The sequence below is a fragment of the Atopobium fossor DSM 15642 genome (assembly GCF_000483125.1).
Taxonomy (GTDB): Bacteria; Actinomycetota; Coriobacteriia; order Coriobacteriales; family Atopobiaceae; genus Atopobium; species Atopobium fossor.
The window spans coordinates 103,358-129,753 of record NZ_AXXR01000004.1 but is presented as its reverse complement, the minus strand read 5'-3'; the positions used below and the strand labels follow the sequence as shown (position 1 = coordinate 129,753).

Below are 26,396 nucleotides of genomic sequence, written 5' to 3'. Positions count from 1 at the left end.
GCCCTAAGCAATCCAGCCAGTAGTAGTTTTTTTGCAAAAACCCTCGCGCGATAATTCCGTAAGGAGCTTGATAAATTCCTCATGTTCAACCTCAGGACGATGGGCCTGAGCCTCTTGCGCGTTAAGTGCTAGGGCTAATTCAAGCTCGCCCATAGGAGTTGCTAGACGGCGCGCTTCAAGCAAAATGCGCAGCAGTTCAGCTCGTTTTTGTCGGTGCGAACCCTCAAACTTTGATTGCTTACTATGAGTTTTAGATCGCCTCGATGGATTGGGTACCACCTTTTTGAGATAGGCACCATAGTCGAGCAAAGCATAGTACCAGCTACGTGGATTATCTTGTGGATTAGAAGCATCTGTAGGACAAGTTTTCTCGACAAGAGGAATAATCTGCTTATCGGAAATACCTTCCTGCTGAGGAAAAAACTCGTGTAAAAAAACGGTACGCACATTAGTTTCCAAATAAACACCAGGAAGCTCAAACGCAAAAGCGCGAATACCTGCCGCCGTAGCTGGCCCAATACCTGGAAGAGCTACCAGTTCTTTTGTCTGAGTAGGAAACCCATTGGGAAGAGTGACAATCTGTTGAGCCGCTTTATGAACCGAAAGTGCACGACGATTGTAGCCAAGACCCTGCCACTCATCCAACACCTCTGCAGAATCCGCTTGTGCAAGTGCCTCTATGCTAGGAAAACGATTAAGCCAGCGCTGCCAACGACCATCTACACGAGATACCTGTGTTTGTTGAAGCATAACTTCACTAATCCAAATATGGTAGGGGTCATGCGTATTACGCCACGGTAAGTCTCGGTAGTGAGTCTGCCCCTCTGCCAGCACTTTTACACGAAATGCAGTAAGGTCCACTGACATTTAAACCTCGGGCTGAAGATTTTCCATGGCAGGAGTACGCAGTGTCTCGAATGCAGAGCTGCTCCAATAACCTTCGGGAAGCGAAGGTGCCTTAGTACCAAAGACAACATCATGCAGCGTAACCGAAGACAGATAGTCACGTAACATACGTGTAGCACCACACCAAATAGGATTAAAGGCACAGTGGGTTGCGCGTAAGCACGGACCACCATCAGGACCATTCCAATCACAGTTGGAAATAGCCACAGGACCCTGACAAGCTTCTACTACCTCAAGCAAAGTAGTGACTTTAGGATCAATCATAAGTTGCATGCCACCATGAGCGCCACGAGTAGATTGAATAATGCCAGCAAGTGTTAAATCATGCTGAATGGAACGAGCAAAGGAATAAGGTACGTCATTCTTTTTTGCAGCAGTACGTACCGATAAAACAGTTTGACCTTCATCACGAATAAGCTCTGCCAAGATACGCAAGGCATAATCGGTTTTTCTAGACAGGTCCATTTGCTATTCCTCCCGGCCCATAAAAGCCAATGGTAGTTAGTTTAATGTGCACATAAGCGATAACATTTATACCATTTTAATGCGCAGGTAAACGCATCGTATGCAAGACAGATAAAAAAAGAGCCTCCATTGGAGGCTCTGAGCATGCAAATGGCGGGATGTAAGGGACTTGAACCCTCGACCTCCGACGTGACAGGCCGGCGCTCTAACCAGCTGAGCTAACACCCCGTGCTTAAGTGCGAAGTAGATTATATCCAGAGAAGCCCTCTAGTGTCTAGTGCTTTTCCCAAAAAAATTTGAGAGCGTTTTATACACAATTCCTTCTTAACTTGTGAAGTTTTACTTCTAACACACAACGCCAAACACTACACCAGACAAACTAAGTCAAAGGAACCGTTGTTGACGCATTGTTGTCATCTGACAAAACGAGCGAATTGTCCTTAAGCTCTATCTTGGAAAGTACTCCGTTGCCCTTTACCGGATTACCATCCTTATCGGCCACCTTGGTAGCAACAGAACCATCACCCATAGTCCATGCCACAATATCCCAACTTCCATCGGATAGGTTTTCTGGAATGATAAGCGCGCCATCATACAGAACCATGCCAACAGGTGTACCTTCAAGTTTGAAAAGTTCCAAAGGCTCTGAACTACCCTGTGCCGTACGAGTAAGAGAGTAACTTCCATCGTCGTTTTGCTTGGTAGCGTAGGAATAATCATCGTATGTAATAACATCATCCTTGCTGGCCTGCGTACGCTCTACACGTGTGCTCTCAGAGTTATTGGCTGGCTTTTTGAACAACATAAAGCTTGCTGCAATAACAACAACTACAACTACGAGCGCAGCCAAGATAACTACCAGCAAATGTTTGCGTGATACGGTAGCTTTTTCGGTATGAGAGGAAACATTCTGACGCGCTTTATGAGAAAGCTTTTGAGAAGAACGTTGTGTACCCTTACGGCTTGCTCGCGCGGCAGCAGCACCAGCAGAAGCTGTAGTGCGGTTGGGAATAACAGCACCCTCATTACTAGTAAGTGTGGCAAATGAAGAGGTATCATCCAGCGGTGCAGGACGAGGGGCATCTGTGGATGTAACTGAAGAAGACGCATCCTTGTCTGACACAGCAGACACAGAAGGTGTAGGGGTTATCTTTCGTGCTGGTGCAGGCACAGGACGCGCAGGGCGGGACTGTGCAGCATCAGAAGCCACATTGGATGTCTCACCTTTAAAGTGACGTCCCCTACGAGAAGCTGGGGTGTTGTTATCTGTTACGGACATCTAAATCCTTCCTACTAGGCCTCACGACGTGCCTCGATGGCGCGACCCAAGGTCACCTCGTCGGCGTATTCAAGATCTCCACCAACGGGCAATCCGCTAGCCAAACGAGAAACCTTTATACCCAGCGGCTTAATAGTACGCGCCAAGTAAGTTGCAGTAGTTTCTCCCTCAACATCGGGATTAGTAGCCAAAATTACTTCAGTAACACTCTTGTCAGACAGGCGTGCCAACAGCTCCCGTACATGAAGCTGATCTGGACCAATCTTGTCCATGGGTGAAATCACACCACCCAATACATGATACAGGCCATGGTACGCACCAGTACGCTCAATTGCCGAAACATCACGCGGTTCAGATACAACGCAGATACTTGCTTGATCACGACGCGAATCCTCGCACACATCACACTTCTCACGCGTTGCATAGCTAAAGCAGACGGGGCAAAAATGTACCTGCTGTTTAACATCGAGAATGGCATATGCCAAACGCTCTGTCTCTTCTAAGTCTGCTTCCAAAATGTGATATGCAATTCGTTGTGCAGACTTAGGGCCAATACCAGGAAGACGACCCAATTCATCCAACAAGCGCTGTAATGCACGACCTTGACTTATAGTTTCTTCCACAGATAAGCCTACATCAATCCCGGAATGTTAAGTCCACCCGTAATAGCACCCATCTGTTGATTTGCCAGGTCTTGTGCAGAGCTAAGGGCATCATTAACGGCTGCTAAAACCATATCCTGAAGCAGTTCTACATCCTCGGGGTCTACTGCCTGAGGATCAATCTGAATAGAGGTAACACGCATATTACCCGTAGCAGTTACTTTAACCATGCCACCGCCTGCGGAAGAAGAGACTTCTGCATCTTTGAGTGCCTCTTCCGCCTGCGCAAGCTGTTCTTGCATCTTACGAGCCTGCTTCATCATTTGAGCCATATTCATACCCATGGTAAAACCTTTCTGTTGCGTGCACGGCGCGATTTAATGTAGTTACTGCAATCTGTCGCATACTGAGCAAACTAAGTTACGACTCATCATTTTCTTCATCATCGTAGTTTACAAAATCATCGCCTGATACGTCTTCGACAGTTGCATTGTCCGTTGTAATTGTATCCTCTGCTAATACATCGTAAGCATCTGCCTCATCTTCCACCTCTGATGCAATGGTGGTTACCGTTACAGGACCACCAAATACATCTTCGAGCAACGCTGTTAAATCATCAGGAACCTCATTTGGAATAGCTATTCTTGCCGAGAAGTACGAATCTGCCGTCTTTCCTACTTTGGTACGTTTGGGCGTTGCCTTGGCTGCTGGCTTTGGCGATTGCGTTGACGTTGGTGTAGGAGTTGGTGCAGCTGTGTCCTCCCAAGGTGCAGGCTCAATGTCCCCATATACATCCACAGGGACCTGACTATCACTTGCAGGCTCTGGCACTGGCACAGGTGCGGATACGAAATCTATCTCTTCCGCAGGCATAGGTACTGGCGAAGGCTCTAGCTTAGGTGCGGGTTCGGGCACAGATGCTGATACAGGCATTGCTACAGGCTGAGGAGCCAATGAAGGTGCACTCACCTGAGTTGTTGGTGTACTGGACTCAACATAGTCAATACCACGCTGCCCAAACACGCTTTGTACGGCAGCCTGAACTTCTTTCATGACCTCAGGGCGTACCAGCATGTTCATAGCAAACCTAGAACCCGCAGGTAGACTTACCGTAAGAACCTTACCAGAATCTGCAGTAAGAATCGCATTCATAAGCAAGGAGCTACGAGAAGGAGCTTTTTGATGTAAGTTATCCAAAACCTGTCGCCATCCACGCATAAGCTCTGGACTACCAGGTGCGCTAGGAGTTATGTCTGGCTTGGACTCTGGTGTGGACTCAGCAACAGAAGGTTGTGACACGAAAGGCTCTGGTGCAGACTCCACGGGCTTGTTTGCAGGAATTACCACAGGCTCAGGTACAGACATTGGGGCAGGCACAGGAGTTGCAGTGGGATCAGCAGGCTCGGACGCAGGTGCAGAAGTAGGTACCGAAGCTAAAGCCGGAGAAAAACCCTGCGTAAGTTGAGACTCAAGCACAGCAATGCGCTCGGCTAGAGCCTCAAGGGTAAGATCTGACTCGGGTCGAGCAAGTCGTGTAAAACATACCTCGAGCACCAGGCGCTGATTGGTTGCCATGCGCATCTGAGAAGATGCATGTCCTAACTCCACCAAAACACGAGAAAGCCTGTCTACACCGCCCAGAAATTGCTGAGCCTCCTCAGTAAGTTGAGTGATTTCCTCGTGCGTGCCCAAAACAAGAGTTGCGGGATTTCCACCTGCTGCAATGACATATAAATCACGAATATGAGCAGCAAGCTCGCGAGTAAATTGCAGCAAATCATGACCGTTATTAACCAGCTCTGCAACTATGTTAAAAAGTGCCGTCACATCACGCGTGGCAAGAGCAGCTGTTACTTGACCAAGCTGCTGATTGCTCATAGAACCCAACATATCATTGGCACCGGCAATAGAAATGGTACCGGCACCAAACACAGATAGTTGTTCAAGGGTGCTCAGAGCATCACGCAAGCCACCGCGCGCATGACGTGCTACCAGCTCAAGTGCGGACTCGTCATAGTTAAAGCTCTCAGCATTGCAGATATAAGCCAAACGATTAGTAATGTCGTCCAAAGAAATAGCGTGAAAATCAAAGCGCTGCACACGAGAAAGTACGGTTGCCAAAATCTTTTGAGGATCGGTGGTACATAGAATAAAGACTACATGGGAAGGAGGTTCTTCCAGGGTTTTAAGCAGTGCATTAAACGCCTGGTTGGTAAGCATGTGAACCTCATCGATGATGTAGACCTTGCATTGGCCACGTACGGGTGCAAAGTTCACGTTATTAATAATCTCATCACGGACACTGTCTACACCCGTACGAGACGCAGCATCCAGTTCATACACGTCAGGGTGCTCACCCGCAGCAATAAGTTGACAATCCTCGCAGGTACCATCAGGCAAACCGTCTTTGCCTTTCTTGCAAATAAGCGCCTTTGCCAGCACGCGAGCCATAGTAGTTTTACCGGTACCACGTGGACCACAAAACAGGTAGGCATGACCAGTACGACCCTCGACTACCGCACGTTTAAGCGTGCTCACCACATGACTTTGACCAACCACATCATCAAACGTTTGAGGGCGATACTTTGTATACAGCGATTCCATCCGCATGTCCTTAAGAACAAATCAGGCTACCGTTACAGCCTAGAAAAACATTTTGCTAATGTTTTATTATACCCATGCAAAACGAGTGACGGTTTTAAGCCTGAGACTAATGAGCCGCTCTAACTGCACGAACGCGAGCACGTTCACGTAAAATCTTTTGTCGAATCCCAGGAACATGATTGGGATCCATAGCGGGAACACCCTCAAGTTTGTAGAGAAGCCCCAGCTGTTCATATTTAGATTTGCCCATAGTGTGGTAAGGCAAAATATCCAAACCAACCACATTGTCCCACTGCGCAATTATGCGACCTACGCCCGCAAGCTCCTCGTCCGTATCGGTAATACCGGGCACAACCACATGACGGATGACTACCGGAATTTTGCGTTGTGCCAACTCATCTCCAAAAGCAAGTGGATCATCTATAGGTTGACCACACAAATCCATATGACTTGCTTGATCTGAATGCTTAATATCCAAAAGGACCATATCGCAATTATCCAACAAGCGAGAGATTTGCTGATAATGATGTGTATTATGCGGATTGAAGCTAAAGCCAGAGCTATCAAGACAGGTATGAATTTTACCCGCTCGTGCTTGATGAGCCTTCTCAAACAAGTCTGCTACAAAACCCGCCTGCATGAGCGGTTCACCGCCACTTACCGTAAGTCCACCAGATTTATAAAACGGACGGTTGCGTTCAAATTGTGTAAGAAGATCAGCTACACTAACCCGCGTACCAGTGTTAAATTCCCAACTATCTGGATTATGACAATATGCACAGCGCATGGGACACCCCTGCATAAAGACCACCATACGGCATCCCGGACCATCAACTGTGCCAAACGATTCAACAGAATGGACCCACCCACAACTTGTGAGCGGGTCTTTATTTTGATTGTTGTCTGATATGTCAGACATAGGTGCGCTAGTGCTCCTACATTGCCTCGTGGAAAGTACGAGAAATTACATCGTCCTGCTGCTTCTTGGTAAGCGAATTAAACTTTACCGCATAACCAGAAACACGGATAGTGAGTTGAGGATATTTCTCGGGATGAGCCTGAGCATCCAGCAGTGTGTCTTTGGTAAAAACGTTTACGTTAAGGTGATGTCCGCCCTCGGCTACATAGCCATCAAGCATAGTAACCAGATTATCTACCTGGCTGGGTGCAATATCGCTGGTCTTCATAGGTGCTCCTTTCTAAGAGCTGTAAGGCGTATGGATACAGCAAACAAGTAGCTCGCTGCAATTAGCTGCCATTAATCACGATCAGATAGGCCTTCGGGTGCAGATGCGTCTGCCGAGCACGCACAATCAATACCATTCTCAAAGCTAATCTCGCCGCGTAAATCCAGATCGGCAATGTCGCCCAAATCAAGCTCGGTACCGTTAAACATAACATCCTGATTCTTGCCCAGTGCATGAGGAACAATACTAAAGGTGTTAGAAATACCGTCTTGAGCATCTGCAAAAGGTAACTTGGCAACAGATGCCAAAGAGGCAACTGCGCCGTGAGTATCACGACGATGCATGGGATTAGCACCTGGAGCAAAGGGTTCACCCGCACGACGACCGTCAGGGGTGTTGCCGGTAGCACTGCCATATACCACATTAGAAGTAATAGTAAGGATAGACGTAGTAGGAACAGCATCACGATAGGTGGGGAACTCGCGGATAATAGCCATGAACTTCTCAACAATATCGTGGGCGATAAGATCTACGCGATCGTCATCATTACCATACTTAGGGAAGTCTCCCTCGGTTACAAAGTCTGTTACTAAACCAGAATTGTCACGAACAACTTTGACTTTGGCATACTTAATTGCAGACAGGGAATCTGCCACAACAGACAAACCTGCAATGCCCGTAGCAAACCAACGATGTACATGCTCATCATGCAGAGCCATCTGTATACGCTCGTAGCTATATTTGTCGTGCATGTAGTGGATAACATTCAAAGCATTTACGTACACGCCCGCCAGCCAACGCATCATGTCCGTATACTTGGCCATAACGTCATCGTAGTCAAGGTAATCGCCCTCAACGGGACAGAACTTAGGACCAATCTGCTCGCCGGTTTTCTCGTCACGGCCACCATTAATGGCATAAAGCAAGCACTTTGCCAAATTGGCACGAGCACCAAAGAACTGCATTTCCTTACCAATGCGCATAGAGCTTACGCAACACGCAATTGCATAGTCATCTCCGTGGTATACACGCATAAGATCGTCGTTCTCATATTGAATAGAACTGGTTGCAATAGAAATCTTGGCGCAATAACGCTTAAAGCCCTCGGGCAAATGAGTAGACCACAAAACAGTGAGATTTGGCTCGGGGCTTGTGCCCATGTTCTCCAGGGTGCGCAAGTAGCGGAAACTGGTTTTAGTTACCATGGAACGGCCATCTATACCCATGCCGCCTATAGACTCGGTTACCCATTGGGGGTCGCCCGAGAAGAGCTCGTTGTATTCAGGAGTGCGAGCAAACTTAATCATACGCAGCTTCATAACCAAATGGTCAATGATTTCCTGCACTCCGGCCTCGGTAATGATGCCAGCAGCCAAATCACGCTCTGCATAAATATCCAAGAAATTTGAGTTACGACCAATAGACATGGCGGCACCATTTTGCTCCTTTACAGAAGCAAGGTAGCCCATGTACAACCACTGAACTGCTTCTTGGAAGTTTTGGGCTGGACGTCCTAGATCAAGACTGTAAATAGAGCCCAGTTGCTTAAGCTCCTTAAGAGCGCGGGTTTGCTCAGACAGCTCTTCACGATGACGAATAACCTTCTCGGTCATTATGGAAGTAGTGCCATTTTTTTGGGCAAGCTTATCTTCAATCAAGCGGTCTACACCGTACAGAGCAACACGACGATAATCACCAATAATGCGACCACGGCCGTAAGCATCGGGCAAACCCGTAATAATGTGGCTGTGTCGGCAGGCGCGCATCTCGGGCGTATATGCATCAAATACACCAGCATTGTGAGTCTTGCGATAATTGGTATAGGTATCTACAACCTCAGCATCTACGTGGTAACCATTTTGCTCGCACGCTGCAACGGCCATACGGATACCTCCGTTAACCATAAGAGCGCGCTTGAGAGGTTTATCGGTCTGCAAGCCCACGATTTTCTCGAGAGACTGATCAATATAGCCTGCTTTGTGGCTGGTAATAGTAGAAACTACCTTAGTATCCATATCCAACACGCCATTGTGCTGACGCTCTTGCGCAAAAAGGTCCATAACCTTATCCCAGAGCTGAGAGGTTGCCTTGGTAGGACCGGCCAAGAAAGATTCGTCACCATCGTAAGGCGTATAGTTAAGCTGAATAAAATTGCGAACGTTGATTTCGCGTTCCCACTTACCACTTACAAAGCCATGCCATGCATCTTGCATATGCCACACTCTCCTTTAAAGGACTAAGCTACTACCTCACAGGATACTCGAGTGTGCTGCGCAAAATCGCATAAATGATAAATTTGATTTAAAATGTTAGTAGTTTACTAGGAATTGTATAGTAAACCGTAGTCAACTTTTATTTTTTCTTGCCCATACGGGCTTTAACTAAGCCAAAAACTGTTGGCACTAAAGAAACAGCAACGATCCCCACGATTAAAAGTTCAAAATGTTTCTGAACAAAAGGAATGCCGCCAAAGAAATAACCTAACAGAACAAATACAGTGGACCACGTAAGGCCACCTAAGATGTTATACACAACAAAGTTGCGCCAGTGCATGCCGCCCATGCCTGCAATAAAGGGCACAAAGGTACGTATAAATGGAAAGAAGCGCCCTAGAAAAATAGCTAGGTGGCCCCACTTATCTAAAAACTCCTCACTCTTTTGGATGCGTTCGGGTGTCATGGCCTTAACCTTGCCAGAATCAACAATCTTGCGACCAAAGAAGTGGCCAACCATAAAATTGCACTGGTCACCTAAAATAGCTGCAACCCAAACTACTATAAGCAGCATAACAATATTAAAGCCGCCCCCTGCAGCAAAAAAACCAGAAGCAAACAGCAAGGAATCACCAGGTAAAAAGGGGAAAAAGACAACGCCTGTCTCTACAAAAATAATAAGGAACACAAAGCCATATGCAAAAAGTGGACCTGCTGCTATGGCACTGGCAATAGCAGCACGAGGATCACGAAGTAACTCTACCAGGTAATTAAAAAAAGACATGACACCGTCCTTAAGGGTGTTAATTACAAAAGATCATTTACAAATAAGCCCTCCTGCCAGCATGCGGTAGAAGGGCTTCAAGTGCGCTCAGCGGGAACGGACGCCCGCCAGAGGCTCCTTATGGCTGCTGCCTCCCGGCCCTGACCAGGTTCAGAACATAGCGTCGCCCGAACCCGCTGAATGCACTAGGAACTTAGTATACGTGCAACCGGCTTATCTGCCTAGTTTTTCCACATTGCTTTTCTGCACACCCATAAAAATATTACGCACATGTAAATTGTGGACCCCAAAAGCCCAGCTCTCGGGGTACTCTAGCCTTACAACTAACGCTTAACAGAAAGGCTTGCAATGCGTAACACTTTTTGTAAGAAGCCGCTTTGGGAAGTTAACGACCACCTAGTGCGCGTTGCTCAAGGTAAAGAGCCCGCAGACACCGTTATTCGTCATGCAAAATTGGTAAGCGTTACAACGCATGAGATTCTAGAAGATGCCGACATCGCTATTGCCAGTGGACGCATTGCATACATTGGTGTTGCCGGTCATACAGCAGAACATTGTATTGGCGAGAAAACCACTGTAGTTGATGCCACAGGTCTGTATGCCACGCCCGGCCTCATTGATAGCCATATTCATATTGAATCTGCCATGCTTGGTCCATCCGAGTATGCTCGTGCCGTGGTTCCCCATGGCACCACCGCCATTTTGGCAGACCCCCACGAGGTTGCTAATGTTCGTGGCTTGGACGGTGTTAAATCCATGTGGGAAGACGCTGCTCGCACTCCACTTAAGACCATGCTTACCACACCCTCCTGCGTACCTGCCGTACTAGGCGTAGAAGACACTGGCTCCAGTATTGATGCCTCCCAGGTAGCTCAGTCTATGACGTGGCCCGAAACCTATGGCTTAGGCGAAATGATGAACTTCCCTGGTATTCTCAATAACGAGCCTAACGCCACCAATGAAGTGCGCGAGACCCTTAAAGCAGACCGTCGCGTCACGGGTCACTATTCCGTGCCAGAGTCCGATCGTGGTCTTGCAGCCTACATTGCCTGTGGCGTAAGCTCCTGCCACGAATCCATTGGTATTGATGACGTAGTTGCTAAGCTACGTATGGGTATGTGGGTGCAGTTGCGTTATGGTTCTGCCTGGCACAACCTTCCCGTTTATCTGCCGCCTCTACTGCAAATGGGCATTGATTTACGTCACTGCCTGTTGTGTTCCGATGATAACCACCCCAACACCCTAGTCTCTGACGGTCATATGGACCGTATTTTGCGTGAGGCTGTCCGTTTAGGCTGTGATCCGGTAACAGCTTTGCAGATGGCAAGTATCAACTGCGCAGAATATTTAGGCATTGGCGAAGATATAGGTTCCATTACCCCCGGCAAATGCGCAGATATTGTTCTTATGCGCGACCTCACCAACTTTGAAGCCAAGCGCGTATACATTGACGGTGATTTAGTAGCCCTCAATGGTAAGGCCTGTTTTGAAGTTACACCCTTCGCATGGCCTGAGTTTATGACCAACACCATGAATCTTGGTCGCGAAATTACAGCGGACACGTTCCGTATTCCCGCGCCCACTGCAAACGGAACAACAGACATTGATGGCCCTACCACCTGTAAGGTACGCACTATTACTGTAGATCCTGGTCAAACCATTACGCGCAATACCATTTGTACTGCTCCTGTACAAGATGGTGCAGTTTGTGCAGATCCTGCCACCGACCTCCTTAAACTTTGTGTCTTTGATCGCCATCATGGCGCAGAAGGAACACATGCTTTTGGCTTTGTCCATGGCTTTGGCATCCACGGTGCTCTTGCTCAAACCGTTGCACATGATGCCCACAACCTGCTTGTTATGGGTGACAATGATGAGGATATGGCTCTGGCTGCTCGCACGCTTATCCAGTGCGGCGGAGGCGAGGTTGCTGTTGCAGATGGTAAGGTTCTGGCCCTCGTTGAACTGCCTCTTTGTGGTCTTATGAGTGACCTTCCTGCAGAACAAGTTGCTGCAAAGGTAGAGAAGGTCGAAGAAGCTTGGATGGCCATGGGCAACACCATGCCCTCGCCCTTTATGACCATGGGTGTTATGTCTTTGGCTTGCGTTCCCGAGCTACGACTAACCAACCGCGGCTACGTTAATTGTGTTACCTTCACTATGGAAGATCTTATCGTTGCCTAATATTTTCTTAGGTGCATTGAGCCAAACAAGCTAGATACTCGCTGACATACCCGGCTGTTGTGGTTTACACTGCAGTCGGGTATTTTTGAGAAACGGGGACTCATGGCACAGCCACGCATTACCAGCACCACGCAATTTGATGAGAAGCTCTTTGAAGAGTACTTTGCGGGCAAAGACAGGCCGCTTAATCGTCGTGACGCTACGGTATTTAGCATTGGCGATGGCCTTCTCTTTGGTATTTGGTTTTGGGCTGGTTTGTTATTTAAGTTTAATTTCAATCCACTGGGTTGGATTTTTGGCATTGTAGTAGGCGTAGCTTTGATAGCAGGCATTGCAGAAGCCATTACCGGTGCCACTATTTTTTGGCCGCGCGCATTGTGGCGCAAAACCTATACGCGTTTTTTTGTGCGCCATGGCGTAGATTCCGACATACCTCGCCCATGGATGTGTACCCTACGCAGCCATGCAAGCCCTAACCATGTAGAGATGAGCTACCTTACCAAAGACGGAAACTTTGAAGTACTAAACCAGTCTTACAAAAAGTTTGACCGTATTTTAGTAACAAAACACCTTATTGTACTTATCACTCACTTTGATTTGGGAAATCCCTTTGATTTTTGGCGCCGTGACAATTACGCAAATGCTCTTGCAGACCGTGAAGCCACCGAAGATGCTATTTTTATGCGAGGTGCTATAACGGGCATGGATGGCAAACCCATGAGCGACGAAGATTTTATTAGCTATGTTGGTCGCAAGATTGTGCAGCACTAATATAAAGTACACAAAAACTCGATAAAGAGGTACTGACCTGAGTCAATACCTCTTTTACAGCCGCTTATAAACTACGTACGAGCTGTCCGTAGTTACTTGCGCTTATTACGATAAAACTCAATCAGCGCACGAGTAGACGCATCTTGCTGCGCAAGAACGTTGTCGTCATGAAAAGCAGGTGTAATCTGCTTAGCTAACTGCTTGCCTAGCTCTACACCCCATTGATCGTAGGAATCTAGACCCCAAACCGTGCCTTCAACAAAAGTAATGTGCTCATACAAAGCAACTAATTCACCCAACGCATGAGGTGTTAGAGCCTCGCCAAAAATAGACGTAGTGGGCCTATCACCACTAAATACACGAGCAGGAACCATCCATTGCGCCGTACCCTCAGCACAAACCTCATCTGCTGTTTTCCCAAAGGCAAGCGCCTTAGTTTGTGCCAGGAAGTTACCTAAGAACAACTCATGCACATCTTGGTTACCGTCAGAAGTAGGGTGGGCGGGATTTACAAACGCAATAAAGTCACAGGGAATTTTGCGTGTCCCCTGATGAATAAGCTGGTAGAAGGCATGTTGACCATTGGTTCCTGGCTCGCCCCAAAAAATCTCACCAGTATCTGTGGTAACAGGCGTACCATCCCAACGAACAGACTTACCATTAGACTCCATGGTAAGCTGCTGCAAATATGCAGGAAAACGATGCAGATACTGATCGTAGGGCAACACGGCATGAGAACTCATGCCAAAGAAGTTTACATACCACACATTAAGAAGACCCATTAAAGCTACTACGTTCTTCTCTAGAGGCGTAGTAGCAAAGTAGGTATCTAAATCATGAAAGCCTGCGAGAAGTTCCTGGAAGCGCTGGGGCCCAAATGCCAGAATAAGCGCTAAGCCAACGGCAGAATCTACAGAGTAACGACCGCCTACCCAATTCCAAAAACCAAAGGCATTATCTGGGTTAATGCCAAACTTGCTCACAAGCTCAAGATTGGTGGATACGGCAACAAAATGGCGCTCAATAGCTGTTGCAGCTGCTTGGTCAGAACCATCAATGGCACCAGATGCGCGCAAACAGTCCAGCAGCCACGTGCGTGCACCGCGTGCATTGGTAAGCGTTTCTAGCGTGGTAAACGTTTTGGACACCACAATAACCAGTGTAGTTTCTGGATCAAGGTCGACGGTTTTCTCGGCAAGGTCGGTAGGATCGATGTTGGATACAAAACGACACGAAATGCCTGCATCGGCATAGGGTTTAAGAGCCTCGTACATCATAAAGGGGCCTAAATCAGAACCTCCAATGCCAATGGAAACCACCGTTTTAATGCGTTTACCTGTAACACCTGTCCATTCACCTGAACGTACTTTGTTTGCAAACGCGTACATGCGCTCTAGTACTTCATGAACATCGGCTACGGCATCCTGACCATCCACCATAAGCGTACCTGCCTCAGATGCAGGACGACGGAGTGCTGTATGAAGTACGGCGCGATCCTCAGTAGTATTAATATGCTTGCCAGCAAACATATCATCACGACGCTCCTCCAGACCCACCTCACGGCCTAGCTGGCACAACAGCTCTATTGTTTTGGGAGTAAGTAAGTTTTTGGACAAGTCAAAGTACAAATCATATACGGTAAAACTGAGTTTTTCCACACGCTTGGGGTCATGGGCAAACCAGGTTTTAAGCAAATCAGGCTGCATAAAGTCAGTAGCAAAATGCTCTTGCAGAGAAGCCCAAGCGGCTGTTTGCGTTGCATCTACAGGTTTTTTGATTGATGCGGTGGTATCTGACATATGATTACCTTTCTCATAAAGGGTTCTTGCGTTCAAAACGCTTTACATTAAAACGGTTCTCCCAAAGCGGGAAGCTGTTTAAGAGCATGCCACATCTTGAGCTTTGATGTTTTATCCAACAGTGCAGCTTCAAAACCTCCTAGGTTAAGAACACGCATGCCAAGCAGCATGGTCACAACTCCCCTATCCAACATTGCATGCGAAATATCTGGAAGAGCTGCAAGTTCATCTGCATACGCTTCACGTAAAACTTGGGCCGCCGCCTCATCACATGCAATGATAGTATCTGGATCAAACGCACAAAGAGCTTCTCGTAAAAGTTTAGGGCAAAGAGGAGTACCTTCTACCGTGCAGCTTGCAAGACCACCCCATGCTTGAGGTGCATACCCCAACTGTTCAAGTGCGGCACGTAAGGCCGCCCCATCGGGACCAGAAAGCAATAAGGTTGTATCTGCAGCCGTAAGTTCTCCTTTGAGTAGTACAACGGATGCCGCAGCATTTCCCGACATGTATACGCCACGCTGAGCAAGGCTTACAAACTGGGTCTGTGCGTTTAAGACATAGGCTGCTCTACGAGCTTCTCGGCCACTTGCCATAAGAACCATCACATTCCAATCATAAATTGACTACAACAAATTGTACCGCGCGTCATAATTCTTGCGAGCTGGGTACAAAAACCTCAGTTAAGTAATTTACGGGCAGTCCCGCCCGTATCGAATGGGAGGAACCATGGCTTCTGAGAAAGTAACCAGCGCTACCTTTGACTCTTTGGTAGCTCATAGTGATAAACCCGTACTCGTAGACTTCTGGGCAACTTGGTGTGGTCCTTGTCGCGCTTTGGGTCCCATTGTTGAGGAAGTCTCTGACGAGATGGCAGACAAAATTAACGTTTTGAAGTGCAATGTTGATGACGAGGCCGATCTTGCAACCAAGTTCCACATTGTTTCTATTCCAACTTTGATTCTTTTTAAAGATGGCCAGCCTGTTCATACTATGGTAGGCAACATGCCCAAGGCTGCCCTTATCAAGGAGATTAGCGAGAATATCTAAGTCTTGTAGGTAATTACCTACCTTTTATTGACATGGCTTGAATGCAAACGGTCCCCTGCTAAGGCAGGAGGCCGTTTTTCTTATGCACGTAATTTAATCGAGAAGAACTATCTCTGCAGAAATAATTTTTCCATCTGCAACAACAATCTTTCCACAGGTGGGACCCATCATAGTGCGAGGATATGTAGGACTTCCGGGATTCATTACCAGCACGCCGGGTTTCTCGTCCTCCACAAAAGGCTTGTGCGTATGGCCGCAAATAGCAATATCACAGGTTGTAAGATCCAACATCTCGCGATAATGACAAACTTGCCAACGCAAACCACCCAGTACAAATCGAGTAACTTTCCCGACATTTGGACCGTACAAGTAACTTCCATCGTTGTTGCCCAGACAGGCATAGAGAGGTGCTGTGTTACGTAGGATATCAAAGTTACTGGTAGAGCAAATATCTCCTGCGTGGACAAGATAATCATTTGTGGCAAGTTCTGCCATAAGTGAATCGGACAGCATGCCATGAGTGTCGCTAACAATACCTACAGAAATCTCATTTTTTACCATGGTATGCCTCTGATGGTGTGCCTTTAGGAAATACTACTACCTGTTTATATGCCTAGCGTACGCTTAAGCTGAACCACACGACGGCGGGAAACAGAAATCTTTTTATCGGTAATACCACTAAGACCCAACTGCAAATTACCGCTGGAAACACCAGCTACATCTTCAATATATTCCAAGTTAACTATATAGCCGCGATGCACGCGGAAAAAGCCATGTGAAGATAGCTTATTCTCCAGCTGGGCTAAAGAAGTTGTAGACAAATACCTGTCAGTATCTGTATAGATACAGGAGTAATCATCCTTAGCTTCAATATAGCGAATAGTATCTACGGGCACCAGTACCTTACGGCCAGCTTTTTCAACCGGAATACGCTCGATGGCAGTATGTCCTTCGGGTGCAGGAGCCAAGCGTTTTTGTACCTTATTAAGAGCCTGCAACAAACGATCATTTTCTACCGGCTTCATTAGGTAGTCCACTGCATCCACGTTAAAAGCATTGAGCGCATACTCACTGTGAGCAGTTACAAACACAATTGCAGGAGGATTTTTGATTTTTTGCATTGCCTCTGCAAGCTGCATACCTGTAGTTTTTGGCATAGAAATATCCATAAAGAGAACGTCTACGCGTCCCTCCATGAGCTTCTCTACAGCCTGACGAGCATTAGAGGCCTCCACGATGTGATCTACACGGCCTGTTTCTTTAAGAAGGTAATTGAGCTCAGAACGTGCTGGGGCTTCATCGTCAATTATCATCGCAGAAAGCATGTACTCACTCCATCCTAGCGATCTCAGTTAAGAGACTATCTATTGCTTAACTGGCGCAATTATTAATAATAGCAAAACTCATAAAACCTATAGTTTGCTAGCCTGTGCATTGGCAAGGCGAATAGAGATACTTGTTCCTTCGTTGGGACGTGACATTATCTCTATACCCGAATCTGCACCAAAAATATGCTCAATACGTTCCTGCACGTTGCGCATGGCAATTCCTGTACCCTTCTCGCTTGTAGCGTCTGGGCCAATAGGCTCACCTGCCAATCGAGCAGCAGCTTCTTCATTCATACCTAAACCGTCATCGGTCACAGAAATCAAAATGTCATCGCCTTCGGTAGCAATATGAATGTCTATGTGCAGAGGTCCATCATCGCGCATGCCATGACGCACTGCATTTTCTACAATTGGTTGGATGATAAAAGCGGGAACCTGAATTTGCTCACAACCGGGCTCGACATATTCATGCTCTATAATGCGATCTTCACCAAAGCGCGCATGCTCAAAGCCCAAATAACGACGTGTCTGTTCGAGTTCCTTCTCGATAGAAATAAGTGCCTCAGAGTTTTCCAATGTTTGGCGATAAAACGTTGCAAACTCACGCAGCAAGGTACGTGCGCGCATAGGATCAGTGCGCGTAAGTGCGGCCATTGTGTTAAGGGTATTAAAAAGAAAATGGGGATTAATCTGAGCTTGGAGCGCCTTGACCTCTGCCTTAGCTGTAAGTTCTGCTTGGCGTTCTAGCTCTCCTGCGGATAACTGAATGGAAAGTAGATTTGATAAGCCTTTAACCAGCGCAAACTGCGTACGATTTGCTTTACGAGCGTTGTGATAATAAAACTTTACAACGCCTATGACCTCATCCCTTACCTTGAGCGGGCCCACAATTCCTGCAGGAATAATATGAGTTCCCGAAGCTCCTGTCGTGGAGATTTGCCTAAATAGTGTGGTAATGCCTGTTTGTAAAACCTCTTTAGTGGCAGAAGTATGGATGGGTGTGCCGAGCGGATACTCGGAAGCCATGTAGCCTTCATATCCCAAAACAGTATCCGTATTGGTAATAGCAACGGCATCCGCATCGGCATATTTGAGCAAAATCTTGCAAACAGCATTTGCATTATTGTAATTAAGTCCATCCTGCAACACTTCAGATAGATGATACGCAGCATGCAATACTTGACGAGTGGTGTTGGTTCTAATTTCTTGCGGATAGAATATCCCACCTAGCACCAAAATAAGAATTGAACTGACAGCAATAGGCACAATAAGAGCCAGTTCAAGAGCCATATCCTGGACGAGTGCGTACGACAAAAACAAAATGGTAATAGCACCTAAAGTGCTTCCAATTATAAAAAGAATTTGGTACCCGTGCTCGTCAACTCGACGCATTTACTCTTCTTCCGTCATCTTTTTGATAAAAGAAGTCTTTTTCAGAGCTGCTGCTAAAGGAAGACCTAACATATACAACACCACAGCTTCACCTATGCCCGTAGTAATAAAGCCAAAGGCATACATGAACATATAAGTACCCTCAAGAGAAATAGAGGTAAAGGGAATAGTATAAAAACCTAAGCCACTCAAAATAATGGGCAAATATGCCGAAACAATAAGGGCGTTTGCAAAGACTGGCCCAAGCAACGCCACCTTAGGATTCTCGCGAAAACGCCAAGTAACCCAAGCTCCTAACAGAGTAGCCAAAGAACCAAAAACCACATCAAAGAGTCCTAAGGCACCCGAACCGCTCAATACAACGTTAACCACATTTGCAATAACACAACCAAGTGCAAGACCAGGAACAGCATCTACCGTAAAAAGCGCAAGTACAACAAGCGCCTCAGAAACCCTAAACTGTATGGGGCCCCATGCTAGACCACCTAGAAACAACAGAGTAATAATGGTCGCGGCTGCATAGGCTGCGGCAATCATGCCAATCCGTGCAATACGCGTAGTCTTATTTACGCTTGACAAGTTAAACTCCTTTAATAGGCAACTCGTTCAGTTTAACGCATCAAGCAGCTTTTTCCTAAACAAATACCCGCATATAATGCCCTGACCTACATTAATGGGTGCGCTTCTTTTTTCGTTCTTTTTCCAAAAGAGTTTGGTAGCTACCCACAAATTTATGTGCCATACCTGTGTCATAGCCATCTGCAGCCACAATACCGTGTTCATCTGAACATAAAAATACCTGGTCAAATGCTATTTGTTTATGACTGAGCTTCTCTACTAAATCTGAGTCATATACCATAGGAATACCCAAGGTGCGTGCAAGATCTGCAACAAGACTAGCAACGCCAGACATAAAGGTTCCCTGTTCTACGCTCGCATAAAGTACATCGTTTTTAACAATCCATAGGGTTTCTGGAGCCACACAGGTTTTATGCGCTTCAATCCCAGAAATACTTGCTCGATCGATAAGAGCGGCAAGACTTGTGGACTGAAGAGGCTCATAGGGTCCAACAGTCATTACAGCTTGACCGTTCTTATCAATAACTACCATGAGAGTACCTTCTGGATAGTCAGATGAGCCACTGCGTAAAGTCCACTCAAGATGCTGCTTTGCCCAGGCAAGTAGTTTGCGAGATACCGGTACGCCATCTATCTGACGCTTACCCAATGCACGAAGGAGCCTATTTTCCAGAGGAAGCATAGACTCGCACAAACGCCAGCGACAGACAATGGCTGGCGTACCCAGCTCAAAAGCTTGTACATTTGTCTGCTCCATAGTTCTCCTTTAACAAAACTTAAATACTTGTTGTATATGTGCATGAGTGCAATACCCGTATTGTAACCAGCAAGCACAGAAAAATATCTAACAACGCTCAGCGGTTTTTTCTAACAAAAAACCGAGCCAGAAACATGAGGTCTCTGACTCGGTTTAACGTGCATTAGCCTTAAAAGCGTTATAAGAAGTTAGTCAGATTGACTTAGTTCTTCTCATTCTTCTTCTTGAGATAGTAAGCACCGGCTACAGCTGCAGCTGCGCCAACCAGTACAAAGGGTACTGCTGCAGTTGCATAATCACCAGTCCTGGGGAGGAGCTTACCAGAAGGCTTGGAAGCACCAGGCTTCTTGTTGTTGCTACCAGGCTTATTGGAATCGGTATTAGGCTTGTTGGTATCGTCGTTGGAGGCATTAGAATCTGCTGCCTTTACAACATTAAACCTGCCGCTTACCTGACCATCGTTAGAAACAATAGTGATGGTGTGCATGCCCAGAGCAAGCGTCTTGGTAAAGTCACCACTCAGAGTAATCTCGGTGGAACCCTCGGCGGCAGTGTAGAACTTAGGATCTACAACGGCATTATCTACCTGTACTTCCTTAAACTTGTTAAAGGGAGCATCGGAAGCAAACAACGCGGTGTCGCCCTGCTTGACCTCGGGGGTCTCCTTAATCAACGTATAGCTGGGGCAGGTTCCCTCAACTACAAAGTCCTCACCCAAAAGCTTGGAATATACAGCAGCGGTTAAATAACGATAATCGTCCTGCTGATGTGCTTTGTTTACCAAAGTGTTAGCAAAGACGGCAATGTTAAGGCCATCCTTCTGGTAATCAATAGCCTGAATAGAACCCTTATACTGCGCAATGGCAGACTTGGTCATAAAGGCCTCAAGAGGCTCATCCTGGGTGGTCTTGATAAGAGTCTTAGCACCATCCGGAACACTGGTGATATAGCCACCACCATAGCCATACATCTTGAAGTCACCTTCATTTTTGTACGTAGCTGTGATGATGTCATCCTCGGGGAACTCTACCATGCTCAAAGCATCATAGCCCCACCAGTCATTGTCAGGAACACCTGCAAAGCCTGGCATAAGATTCTGTGCCTTAAGGAAGCCCATAGCGTCCGCGGTATACGCAACGTAAGGGGTGCCGGCCTTAATCTTAGCTGCTACTTCATCTTCGTTGATAGGATACTGAGAACCAACAATAACGTTAGCTTCATCTAAATTGGTGGTAATCTCAAAGCCCATTTGGGTTTGAAGAGCAAAGATATCCCAACCGCGATCGGTATTAAGGCGATTCTTGTAACCCTTCATACCAACCTCGTGGCCATCGGCATCAGCTACGTAGTCAGAATTTCCAAGAGGAATGTATACCTTGATACCATTGTTGAGCTTCTTGGCCTTAGGAGCATCCTCGACGTTTACCACGTCCAAAGTCCACTTATCCTGAACCGTATTAAGATCAGAGGCGGCTACAACATAGCTACCAGCATGCTCACCTTCGGTGATAAGACCAACGCTCTTGCCATCTTTAAGTAGAGCATTTACTGCATTAATTGCATCAAGACCATTGTTCTTAACAATGGAAATACAACCCTGACCCTCATAAACGGTAGCGGTCTTGGGAGCCTCGGTAATCTGGTCCATTGCATCTGCGGCAAAGACGCCGACCTTGCGAATGGTATCCATATCAAAGCCACGGAAATCAGCAAAGTTGGTTACAGGCTCAGAATAAAGCGTGTACTGTGCCCAATCAGAAATTACCAGGTTAGGATACAGAACACAGTTAGCCATGTTGCGCTTTGCTTGATGCATATCAACGATAACGGTACCAGCAGCATAGGTCTTATCGCCAACCGTAACATCCTTATTGAGCTGGTTAATCTTTACACCATTGTGAAGAAGTAAAGCAACGGTCTTGCTTGCTGCAGCACGATCCTGCTGATTTTGAGCGTCCATTGGAATGACATAGTACTCAGGGAAGAAGTTATGGTTCTCATTGTTCTGAGGACGGAAGATGTCAGCTTCAGCACCAGCAACGTCATTCTGGTTTACATAGTAAGGACGAATGGTGTCTGCATCGATATTCTCGATACCACGACGGAAGCGCTCAAGCTGGTTGATGAACATACGGTCTTTGTTGGCAGCAATAAAGTCTGCATTGCCAATAAAACCGTACTCCAAAGCATATAGGGCATCGACATTTGCAGAAGGAGCCTCAACCGTATAGGCATTGGTGCCGTGCATCATGGCGTACTGAGGAGTGTAGCTCGTTGACATGTCGTCAAAGGGCTCTGCCCAATACTTGGAGCCATCGTCTTGTATCTTGAGGTAGTCACGCATGGGCATCTGAACCGAGTTAATGGTCTCATTGTTAGAGATAGAAGCGCCCATGAAGGCTTCACCCTGTGCAAGAGCAGTGTCGATGAACAGGTCATACTCGTTGTTGGGGTCATGCGTAGGCGAGCAAGGCTCTACCTGATACTGCTCGTAATAACCGTGAAGCTCATGCAAAGACAGGGGATCCCACTCTGTAATGAAACCAGACATAGCCTGAGTCTCGGGCTGAGTTTGATAGGTATTGTCACGGTTAAGGTCAAACGCGTTGGCGTTAGTACGAACATTTACCTCACGAGCATCTGCATTCTCGGAAGGGATAAGAATGAAGAACATATCATCGAGCAGCTTGGAAGGATCAAAGGTCCTTGTCTCCCTGTTGTAGTACAGGTCAAGCTGGTCTTCAGTAAGGTCTGCTGCAGCAACGCTACCGCCGCCACCATCACCACGAAGATAGCCAATACCCGTTACCTGATCCTTGATGAGATCAGACCAAACCTTTTTGTCTGCTGTCATCTCGGTAGCAAGCTCCTGCTTACCAGCCTCAGTCAAACCTGTTACGGTCTTGTACTCAAGGGGCTTGCCAGTGGACAAGTCGCGCATGAATTCCATAATTGCGTCTACAGCTACAATCTCATCTGCGTGGACGTTGCTGTATACAACGGGGACCTTATATTTAAGAGAGCCCGACCTAACTTCCTCCTGAACCTTTGCAGGCTCAGACTCCATGCGCTGCTTAAGAGCCTGATAGTTGTCCAGGTCTGCCTTGGACTTAGCTACAAAGACGGCCTGAATAGGACGACCCTGTACGGTCTTGCCTATCTCGCGAATCTCTGCATACATTCCATTAGCATTGGCCTGTGCTACCAACTCAGGAAGCTCCTGATAAATCTCTTCCTGGGTGCGGTACTCGTCATAGGGACGAACATCAACATCAGTGGAGTAAGCCTCAGTGCCATCGATTGAGCAAGCAAGCTTAAAGGTGCCTGTGTAGTCATACATGGCAGAACGCACCGTAGCGCGGGCGCGTACGTCAATACCATCAAGACCAAAAAGCAGCTTGTTGTTAAAGGTAAGAACGATGCTGGGCGTACCATCAACATCCTCTGCCCTCATGGTAATGTCGCTAAACATGGGCTGAGAAGGAATCTTGGGGCTTCCGCTCACCTTAACAGCAACGGTCTTCCACTCATCCAGCTTGCCACCCATATACTGCTTGGGATAGATTTCTGGATCCATGATGCCTTTATCGCGGGACAGAGTCCACGTAACCTTACCGGCATCAATTTGCTGCTGGAGCTCCTCTACACTAGCAGCCTTTGTAGGTACGGTTGCTTTATAGGAACGCTCCTCCGTCATGGAGATGCCTACCTTTTGTCCAGCAACTGCCTTTGCGTCAGTACGTTCAAACTTCCCGACTGTCTCGGCCTGAGCAACCGTTGCAAGCAAAGCACGCTGATTCACAAAGTTTGCCAGCGGGGGAGCTGCTACAGTTCCAAGACCCAAACTAAGAACGAGAGCTGCAATAACAGCCTTCTTCCTGTTTTGTTGGGATGCCATGTACTCACCTTCTTTCTTCGCTTCCTTTACGAAAAAACTAAAACGCATACGTATAAAATCTACCGTAACTGAAAGAAAAATACAGTATCCAAGGCATGTTGTTCGACAGGCGATAAGTTATATCGGGCGAGTGGTTAGTGTCTTGAATTTGCAGCATTTTGCTGTTAAACGCACAAAAAATGAGCCCAACAAGCTGCCGCTGGGCTCATGAGCAGTGTAGGTTATAGAAACCTATAACAACTATGCATATGCAATTTGCTTAAAATTAAAACTTACTGGAAGTCCTTCTCGTAAAGCACTTGACCATTGTGAACAGTAAGCTCTACTTCTGTAGTGAGATACTCCGCCGGTTCCACATCAAACAAGTTCTTGGAGAGAACAATTACATCTGCAAATTTTTAGTTGTAAGAATCCACACCATAAGTGATGTGGCACAGGCAATAACCGCTGCCAGCATAATTACGAGCGTATAGACAAACCATGCTATGTCCACAACAACCCCCATACTACAATGGATTTAAAAACGTTCTTACAACTCTTTACGCACTTCTATGCGCACAACCTATACCTGCAAAGGAGTAATCATGGGTGAAAAGACCAAAGACCTCAACATTACCTACCGCCTTTTTACAGAAAATGACTTCACAGACGTTGCCACCCTATACACTCACATCTGGACCAACAATGTGGAGCTTCCCGACGATAAGCTCCTGTGTGGTTCTCTTAGCCTAGCAGGGTCTCTACTCCGCTCTCCCCTTGCTTATGTTGCCGAGAAAGACGGCGTAGTTGTAGGTGTTTGCCTTGGTGGCTTGAGCCCCCATGGTAAGCAAACCCTGGTAGAAAGCTGGCGTCCACGTTTGGATAAACTCATTGAACGTGGTAACAAGCGTGTAGAAGAGACGGGTAATCGCACTCTTGAAGGCGCATTATTTGGCGATTTGCGCGAACATAAAACAGCCGATGATTTTATCGCTAACAACCCCAATAACCCCTATGCACAAGCGGAACTTAACTTGATTATGCTTGAGCCTGCTTTACATGGTAAAGGCATTGGTGGCAAGTTGGTAGACGGTATGATTAAGCTTTTTAAAGAAGCTGGCGCTCCTGGCTTTTTCCTTACCACAGACAGTGCCTCTAACTGGCGTTTTTATGAACACCGCGGCATGCAACGTATTCAAGAAAACCCAGATCCTAACGACCCTAACTGGGCAAGCTACTTATACGGAGCTGTCTTAGTGTAGTCAGCAATACATCAAACATCAAACAGAGGTTCTTGCAAAAAGGGTCCAACGCTTATGTGCGAAGGACCCTTGCCATTGCTCGTTGTGCCAGCCGTGCTGAATGCTTGGCATACAGTTTAAGCGCTGGGCTCCTGCTGAGTAATGCAGTGGATGTTGCCACCACCATATACAACTTGCTCGGACTGTACGCCTACTACCTTGTACTCGCCCTCACCCCAGGTTTCGTCATAAATCTTCTGGAGGGTCTCAATAGCAAGTGCATCATTCTCGTCACCATACTGAGGAGTAATAACACCCTTGTTTGTTACCAGGTAGTTCATGTAAGAGGCAATGAGAGGCTCATCGGGAACGCGAGGCTCTGCATTCTCGTCGATGTCAATAGAATCGCACGCTTCCTGAGTCATAAACAGTGGATTAACAGGCATGGGAAGCTTGTATACCTTGAGCTTGCGACCCTTTGCATCGGTTGCATTAGAAAGGGTCTCATAGGCTGCATGGCACTGACTATAAAAAGGATATTCAGGATCGTCAGTCCAGATAACTGCAACAACACCAGGAGCAACAAAGGTGGCAACGTCGTCAATGTGACCGTTGGTCTCTTCGGGATCAATGCCTTCCTTAACCCAAATGACCTTCTCAACACCCAAATACTCCTTAAGGTGCTCGGTCATGTATTCACGAAGTTCCTCGCTCCAAGGCTGATACTTAAGAGCAAAGGTAGGCCAAATACCTGCATCGGGCTCGTCCACACGTACTGCAGAAGCAGTGCGGCCAGGAGACAACAAGCACTGATCGGTAACAATAACGGTGCCCTCGCCGTCAACGGTAATGGAGCCACCCTCCAAAATCATGTCATCGGGACGATAACGACGTACACCAGAAAACTCAGCCATCTTCAAAGCGATTTGCTCGTCCTTATCCCAAGGGAAGTACAATCCATCAACCATACCGCCATAAGCGTTAAAGTGCCAGTGGTTAGCGCGCTTCTCGCCCTTGCCGTTGATGACATACGTTGCACCAGTGTCACGGAACCATGCGTCGTCGGTGGTCATCTCAAGAACGGTTACGTTCTCGTCATTCTCGAACACAGCCTTACAGTTTGCATAGTCAACCTGATTGACACACATAACAACAGGAGTGAACTCTGCAATTGCACGAGCTACATTTGCATACTGCTCCTGAGCAGGTTTAGCACCGTTTGCCCATGTATCGGTACGATGAGGCCAGCCCATCCAAACGCGATCTTGGGGAGCAAACTCTGCAGGCATGAAAAAGCCGTCGGCCTTAGGAGTGGACTCAGATTCGGTAATAGTACGCATGTGGAACCTCCTTGATAATTTGATTCCAAAACATGCCG

23 protein-coding genes, 1 tRNA gene and 1 other RNA gene are annotated in these 26,396 nt (G+C 47.0%); 4 read left to right on the top strand and 21 right to left on the bottom strand.

What is annotated here, in order from left to right:
- Nucleotides 1–3: 3 nt before the first annotated feature.
- The 12 genes from G469_RS08070 to ffs form a co-directional block, all read right to left on the bottom strand.
- Complete coding sequence (locus tag G469_RS08070; protein WP_035425309.1) at nt 4–867, bottom strand: HhH-GPD family protein; 864 nt, start codon at nt 865–867, stop codon at nt 4–6.
- Entirely contained in the window at nt 868–1,371 is a 504-nt protein-coding gene (locus G469_RS0102285) for an RrF2 family transcriptional regulator (RefSeq protein ID WP_028263667.1), read from the bottom strand. It abuts the gene before it with no gap.
- A gap of 151 nt (nt 1,372–1,522) precedes the next feature.
- Nucleotides 1,523–1,599 (bottom strand) — tRNA-Asp (locus G469_RS0102280).
- A 151-nt stretch (nt 1,600–1,750) separates the two neighbouring features.
- Complete coding sequence (locus G469_RS0102275; RefSeq protein WP_028263666.1) at nt 1,751–2,650, bottom strand: hypothetical protein; 900 nt, start codon at nt 2,648–2,650, stop codon at nt 1,751–1,753.
- A 14-nt stretch (nt 2,651–2,664) separates the two neighbouring features.
- Nucleotides 2,665–3,261 (bottom strand): recombination mediator RecR, encoded by a 597-nt coding sequence (recR, locus tag G469_RS0102270; protein ID WP_028263665.1) that lies wholly within the window; start codon nt 3,259–3,261, stop codon nt 2,665–2,667.
- A 20-nt stretch (nt 3,262–3,281) separates the two neighbouring features.
- On the bottom strand, nt 3,282–3,590 hold the full coding sequence (locus G469_RS0102265; protein ID WP_211225397.1) for a YbaB/EbfC family nucleoid-associated protein: 309 nt from the start codon (nt 3,588–3,590) through the stop codon (nt 3,282–3,284).
- An 82-nt stretch (nt 3,591–3,672) separates the two neighbouring features.
- Nucleotides 3,673–5,856, bottom strand: a complete 2,184-nt coding sequence (gene dnaX / locus G469_RS0102260; RefSeq protein ID WP_028263663.1) for a DNA polymerase III subunit gamma/tau — start codon at nt 5,854–5,856, stop codon at nt 3,673–3,675.
- 106 nt (nt 5,857–5,962) lie between these two features.
- Nucleotides 5,963–6,775, bottom strand: a complete 813-nt coding sequence (pflA, locus tag G469_RS0102255) for a pyruvate formate-lyase-activating protein (protein WP_028263662.1) — start codon at nt 6,773–6,775, stop codon at nt 5,963–5,965.
- Nucleotides 6,776–6,791: 16 nt separating this feature from the next.
- Entirely contained in the window at nt 6,792–7,043 is a 252-nt protein-coding gene (gene grcA3, locus G469_RS0102250) for an autonomous glycyl radical cofactor GrcA3 (RefSeq protein ID WP_028263661.1), read from the bottom strand.
- Nucleotides 7,044–7,114: 71 nt separating this feature from the next.
- Nucleotides 7,115–9,256 (bottom strand): formate C-acetyltransferase, encoded by a 2,142-nt coding sequence (gene pflB / locus G469_RS0102245; protein ID WP_028263660.1) that lies wholly within the window; start codon nt 9,254–9,256, stop codon nt 7,115–7,117.
- Between the two features lie 139 nt (nt 9,257–9,395).
- Nucleotides 9,396–10,040 carry a DedA family protein gene (locus G469_RS0102240; protein ID WP_028263659.1) on the bottom strand — a complete coding sequence of 215 codons (645 nt, stop codon included), beginning with the start codon at nt 10,038–10,040 and terminating at the stop codon, nt 9,396–9,398.
- Nucleotides 10,041–10,124: 84 nt separating this feature from the next.
- An RNA gene (gene ffs, locus G469_RS09020) (signal recognition particle sRNA small type) lies at nt 10,125–10,220 on the bottom strand.
- Between the two features lie 168 nt (nt 10,221–10,388).
- On the opposite strand from ffs, the gene G469_RS0102235 reads away from it, so the two are divergent.
- Together G469_RS0102235 and G469_RS0102230 are read left to right on the top strand one after the other, a co-directional pair.
- Complete coding sequence (locus G469_RS0102235; protein ID WP_028263658.1) at nt 10,389–12,224, top strand: adenine deaminase; 1,836 nt, start codon at nt 10,389–10,391, stop codon at nt 12,222–12,224.
- Nucleotides 12,225–12,326: 102 nt separating this feature from the next.
- On the top strand, nt 12,327–12,995 hold the full coding sequence (locus G469_RS0102230) for a hypothetical protein (RefSeq protein ID WP_028263657.1): 669 nt from the start codon (nt 12,327–12,329) through the stop codon (nt 12,993–12,995).
- A 92-nt stretch (nt 12,996–13,087) separates the two neighbouring features.
- Here G469_RS0102230 and pgi read toward each other — a convergent pair whose 3' ends face one another.
- Nucleotides 13,088–14,794 (bottom strand): glucose-6-phosphate isomerase, encoded by a 1,707-nt coding sequence (gene pgi, locus G469_RS0102225; protein WP_028263656.1) that lies wholly within the window; start codon nt 14,792–14,794, stop codon nt 13,088–13,090.
- A gap of 47 nt (nt 14,795–14,841) precedes the next feature.
- Complete coding sequence (locus G469_RS0102220) at nt 14,842–15,399, bottom strand: hypothetical protein (RefSeq protein WP_245579107.1); 558 nt, start codon at nt 15,397–15,399, stop codon at nt 14,842–14,844.
- Between the two features lie 124 nt (nt 15,400–15,523).
- Between G469_RS0102220 and trxA the strand changes: the two genes are divergently transcribed.
- Complete coding sequence (gene trxA, locus G469_RS0102215) at nt 15,524–15,844, top strand: thioredoxin (RefSeq protein WP_028263654.1); 321 nt, start codon at nt 15,524–15,526, stop codon at nt 15,842–15,844.
- 93 nt (nt 15,845–15,937) lie between these two features.
- Here the strand turns inward: trxA and G469_RS0102210 are convergent, their stop codons facing one another.
- The 6 genes from G469_RS0102210 to G469_RS0102185 form a co-directional block, all read right to left on the bottom strand.
- A complete protein-coding gene (locus G469_RS0102210) occupies nt 15,938–16,405 on the bottom strand; it encodes a metallophosphoesterase family protein (RefSeq protein ID WP_035425308.1) in 468 nt (155 codons plus the stop codon).
- A gap of 44 nt (nt 16,406–16,449) precedes the next feature.
- Complete coding sequence (locus G469_RS0102205) at nt 16,450–17,169, bottom strand: LytR/AlgR family response regulator transcription factor (RefSeq protein ID WP_028263652.1); 720 nt, start codon at nt 17,167–17,169, stop codon at nt 16,450–16,452.
- 87 nt (nt 17,170–17,256) lie between these two features.
- On the bottom strand, nt 17,257–18,564 hold the full coding sequence (locus G469_RS0102200; protein ID WP_035425306.1) for a sensor histidine kinase: 1,308 nt from the start codon (nt 18,562–18,564) through the stop codon (nt 17,257–17,259).
- Nucleotides 18,565–19,143 (bottom strand): QueT transporter family protein, encoded by a 579-nt coding sequence (locus tag G469_RS0102195; RefSeq protein ID WP_028263650.1) that lies wholly within the window; start codon nt 19,141–19,143, stop codon nt 18,565–18,567. It abuts the gene before it with no gap.
- Between the two features lie 91 nt (nt 19,144–19,234).
- Nucleotides 19,235–19,900: a hypothetical protein gene (locus G469_RS0102190; RefSeq protein WP_028263649.1), complete on the bottom strand. Its 666-nt coding sequence runs from the start codon at nt 19,898–19,900 to the stop codon at nt 19,235–19,237.
- A gap of 202 nt (nt 19,901–20,102) precedes the next feature.
- A complete protein-coding gene (locus G469_RS0102185) occupies nt 20,103–23,798 on the bottom strand; it encodes a M14 family metallopeptidase (RefSeq protein WP_028263648.1) in 3,696 nt (1,231 codons plus the stop codon).
- Between the two features lie 584 nt (nt 23,799–24,382).
- Between G469_RS0102185 and G469_RS0102175 the strand changes: the two genes are divergently transcribed.
- Nucleotides 24,383–25,039: a GNAT family N-acetyltransferase gene (locus G469_RS0102175; RefSeq protein WP_028263647.1), complete on the top strand. Its 657-nt coding sequence runs from the start codon at nt 24,383–24,385 to the stop codon at nt 25,037–25,039.
- 116 nt (nt 25,040–25,155) lie between these two features.
- Here G469_RS0102175 and G469_RS0102170 read toward each other — a convergent pair whose 3' ends face one another.
- On the bottom strand, nt 25,156–26,358 hold the full coding sequence (locus G469_RS0102170; protein WP_028263646.1) for an agmatine deiminase family protein: 1,203 nt from the start codon (nt 26,356–26,358) through the stop codon (nt 25,156–25,158).
- Nucleotides 26,359–26,396: the final 38 nt, after the last annotated feature.

Excerpts from the sequence above, each read along its gene's own strand:
- G469_RS08070 (WP_035425309.1), bottom strand. The coding sequence starts at position 867 with ATGTCAGTGGACCTTACTGCATTTCGTGTAAAAGTGCTGGCAGAGGGG.
- G469_RS0102285 (WP_028263667.1), bottom strand. The coding sequence starts at position 1,371 with ATGGACCTGTCTAGAAAAACCGATTATGCCTTGCGTATCTTGGCAGAG.
- G469_RS0102275 (WP_028263666.1), bottom strand. The coding sequence starts at position 2,650 with ATGTCCGTAACAGATAACAACACCCCAGCTTCTCGTAGGGGACGTCAC.
- G469_RS0102265 (WP_211225397.1), bottom strand. The coding sequence starts at position 3,590 with ATGAATATGGCTCAAATGATGAAGCAGGCTCGTAAGATGCAAGAACAG.
- dnaX (WP_028263663.1), bottom strand. The coding sequence starts at position 5,856 with ATGGAATCGCTGTATACAAAGTATCGCCCTCAAACGTTTGATGATGTG.
- pflA (WP_028263662.1), bottom strand. The coding sequence starts at position 6,775 with ATGTCTGACATATCAGACAACAATCAAAATAAAGACCCGCTCACAAGT.
- grcA3 (WP_028263661.1), bottom strand. The coding sequence starts at position 7,043 with ATGAAGACCAGCGATATTGCACCCAGCCAGGTAGATAATCTGGTTACT.
- pflB (WP_028263660.1), bottom strand. The coding sequence starts at position 9,256 with ATGCAAGATGCATGGCATGGCTTTGTAAGTGGTAAGTGGGAACGCGAA.
- G469_RS0102240 (WP_028263659.1), bottom strand. The coding sequence starts at position 10,040 with ATGTCTTTTTTTAATTACCTGGTAGAGTTACTTCGTGATCCTCGTGCT.
- G469_RS0102235 (WP_028263658.1), top strand. The coding sequence starts at position 10,389 with ATGCGTAACACTTTTTGTAAGAAGCCGCTTTGGGAAGTTAACGACCAC.
- G469_RS0102230 (WP_028263657.1), top strand. The coding sequence starts at position 12,327 with ATGGCACAGCCACGCATTACCAGCACCACGCAATTTGATGAGAAGCTC.
- pgi (WP_028263656.1), bottom strand. The coding sequence starts at position 14,794 with ATGTCAGATACCACCGCATCAATCAAAAAACCTGTAGATGCAACGCAA.
- G469_RS0102220 (WP_245579107.1), bottom strand. The coding sequence starts at position 15,399 with ATGGTTCTTATGGCAAGTGGCCGAGAAGCTCGTAGAGCAGCCTATGTC.
- trxA (WP_028263654.1), top strand. The coding sequence starts at position 15,524 with ATGGCTTCTGAGAAAGTAACCAGCGCTACCTTTGACTCTTTGGTAGCT.
- G469_RS0102210 (WP_035425308.1), bottom strand. The coding sequence starts at position 16,405 with ATGGTAAAAAATGAGATTTCTGTAGGTATTGTTAGCGACACTCATGGC.
- G469_RS0102205 (WP_028263652.1), bottom strand. The coding sequence starts at position 17,169 with ATGCTTTCTGCGATGATAATTGACGATGAAGCCCCAGCACGTTCTGAG.
- G469_RS0102200 (WP_035425306.1), bottom strand. The coding sequence starts at position 18,564 with ATGCGTCGAGTTGACGAGCACGGGTACCAAATTCTTTTTATAATTGGA.
- G469_RS0102190 (WP_028263649.1), bottom strand. The coding sequence starts at position 19,900 with ATGGAGCAGACAAATGTACAAGCTTTTGAGCTGGGTACGCCAGCCATT.
- G469_RS0102185 (WP_028263648.1), bottom strand. The coding sequence starts at position 23,798 with ATGGCATCCCAACAAAACAGGAAGAAGGCTGTTATTGCAGCTCTCGTT.
- G469_RS0102175 (WP_028263647.1), top strand. The coding sequence starts at position 24,383 with ATGGGTGAAAAGACCAAAGACCTCAACATTACCTACCGCCTTTTTACA.
- G469_RS0102170 (WP_028263646.1), bottom strand. The coding sequence starts at position 26,358 with ATGCGTACTATTACCGAATCTGAGTCCACTCCTAAGGCCGACGGCTTT.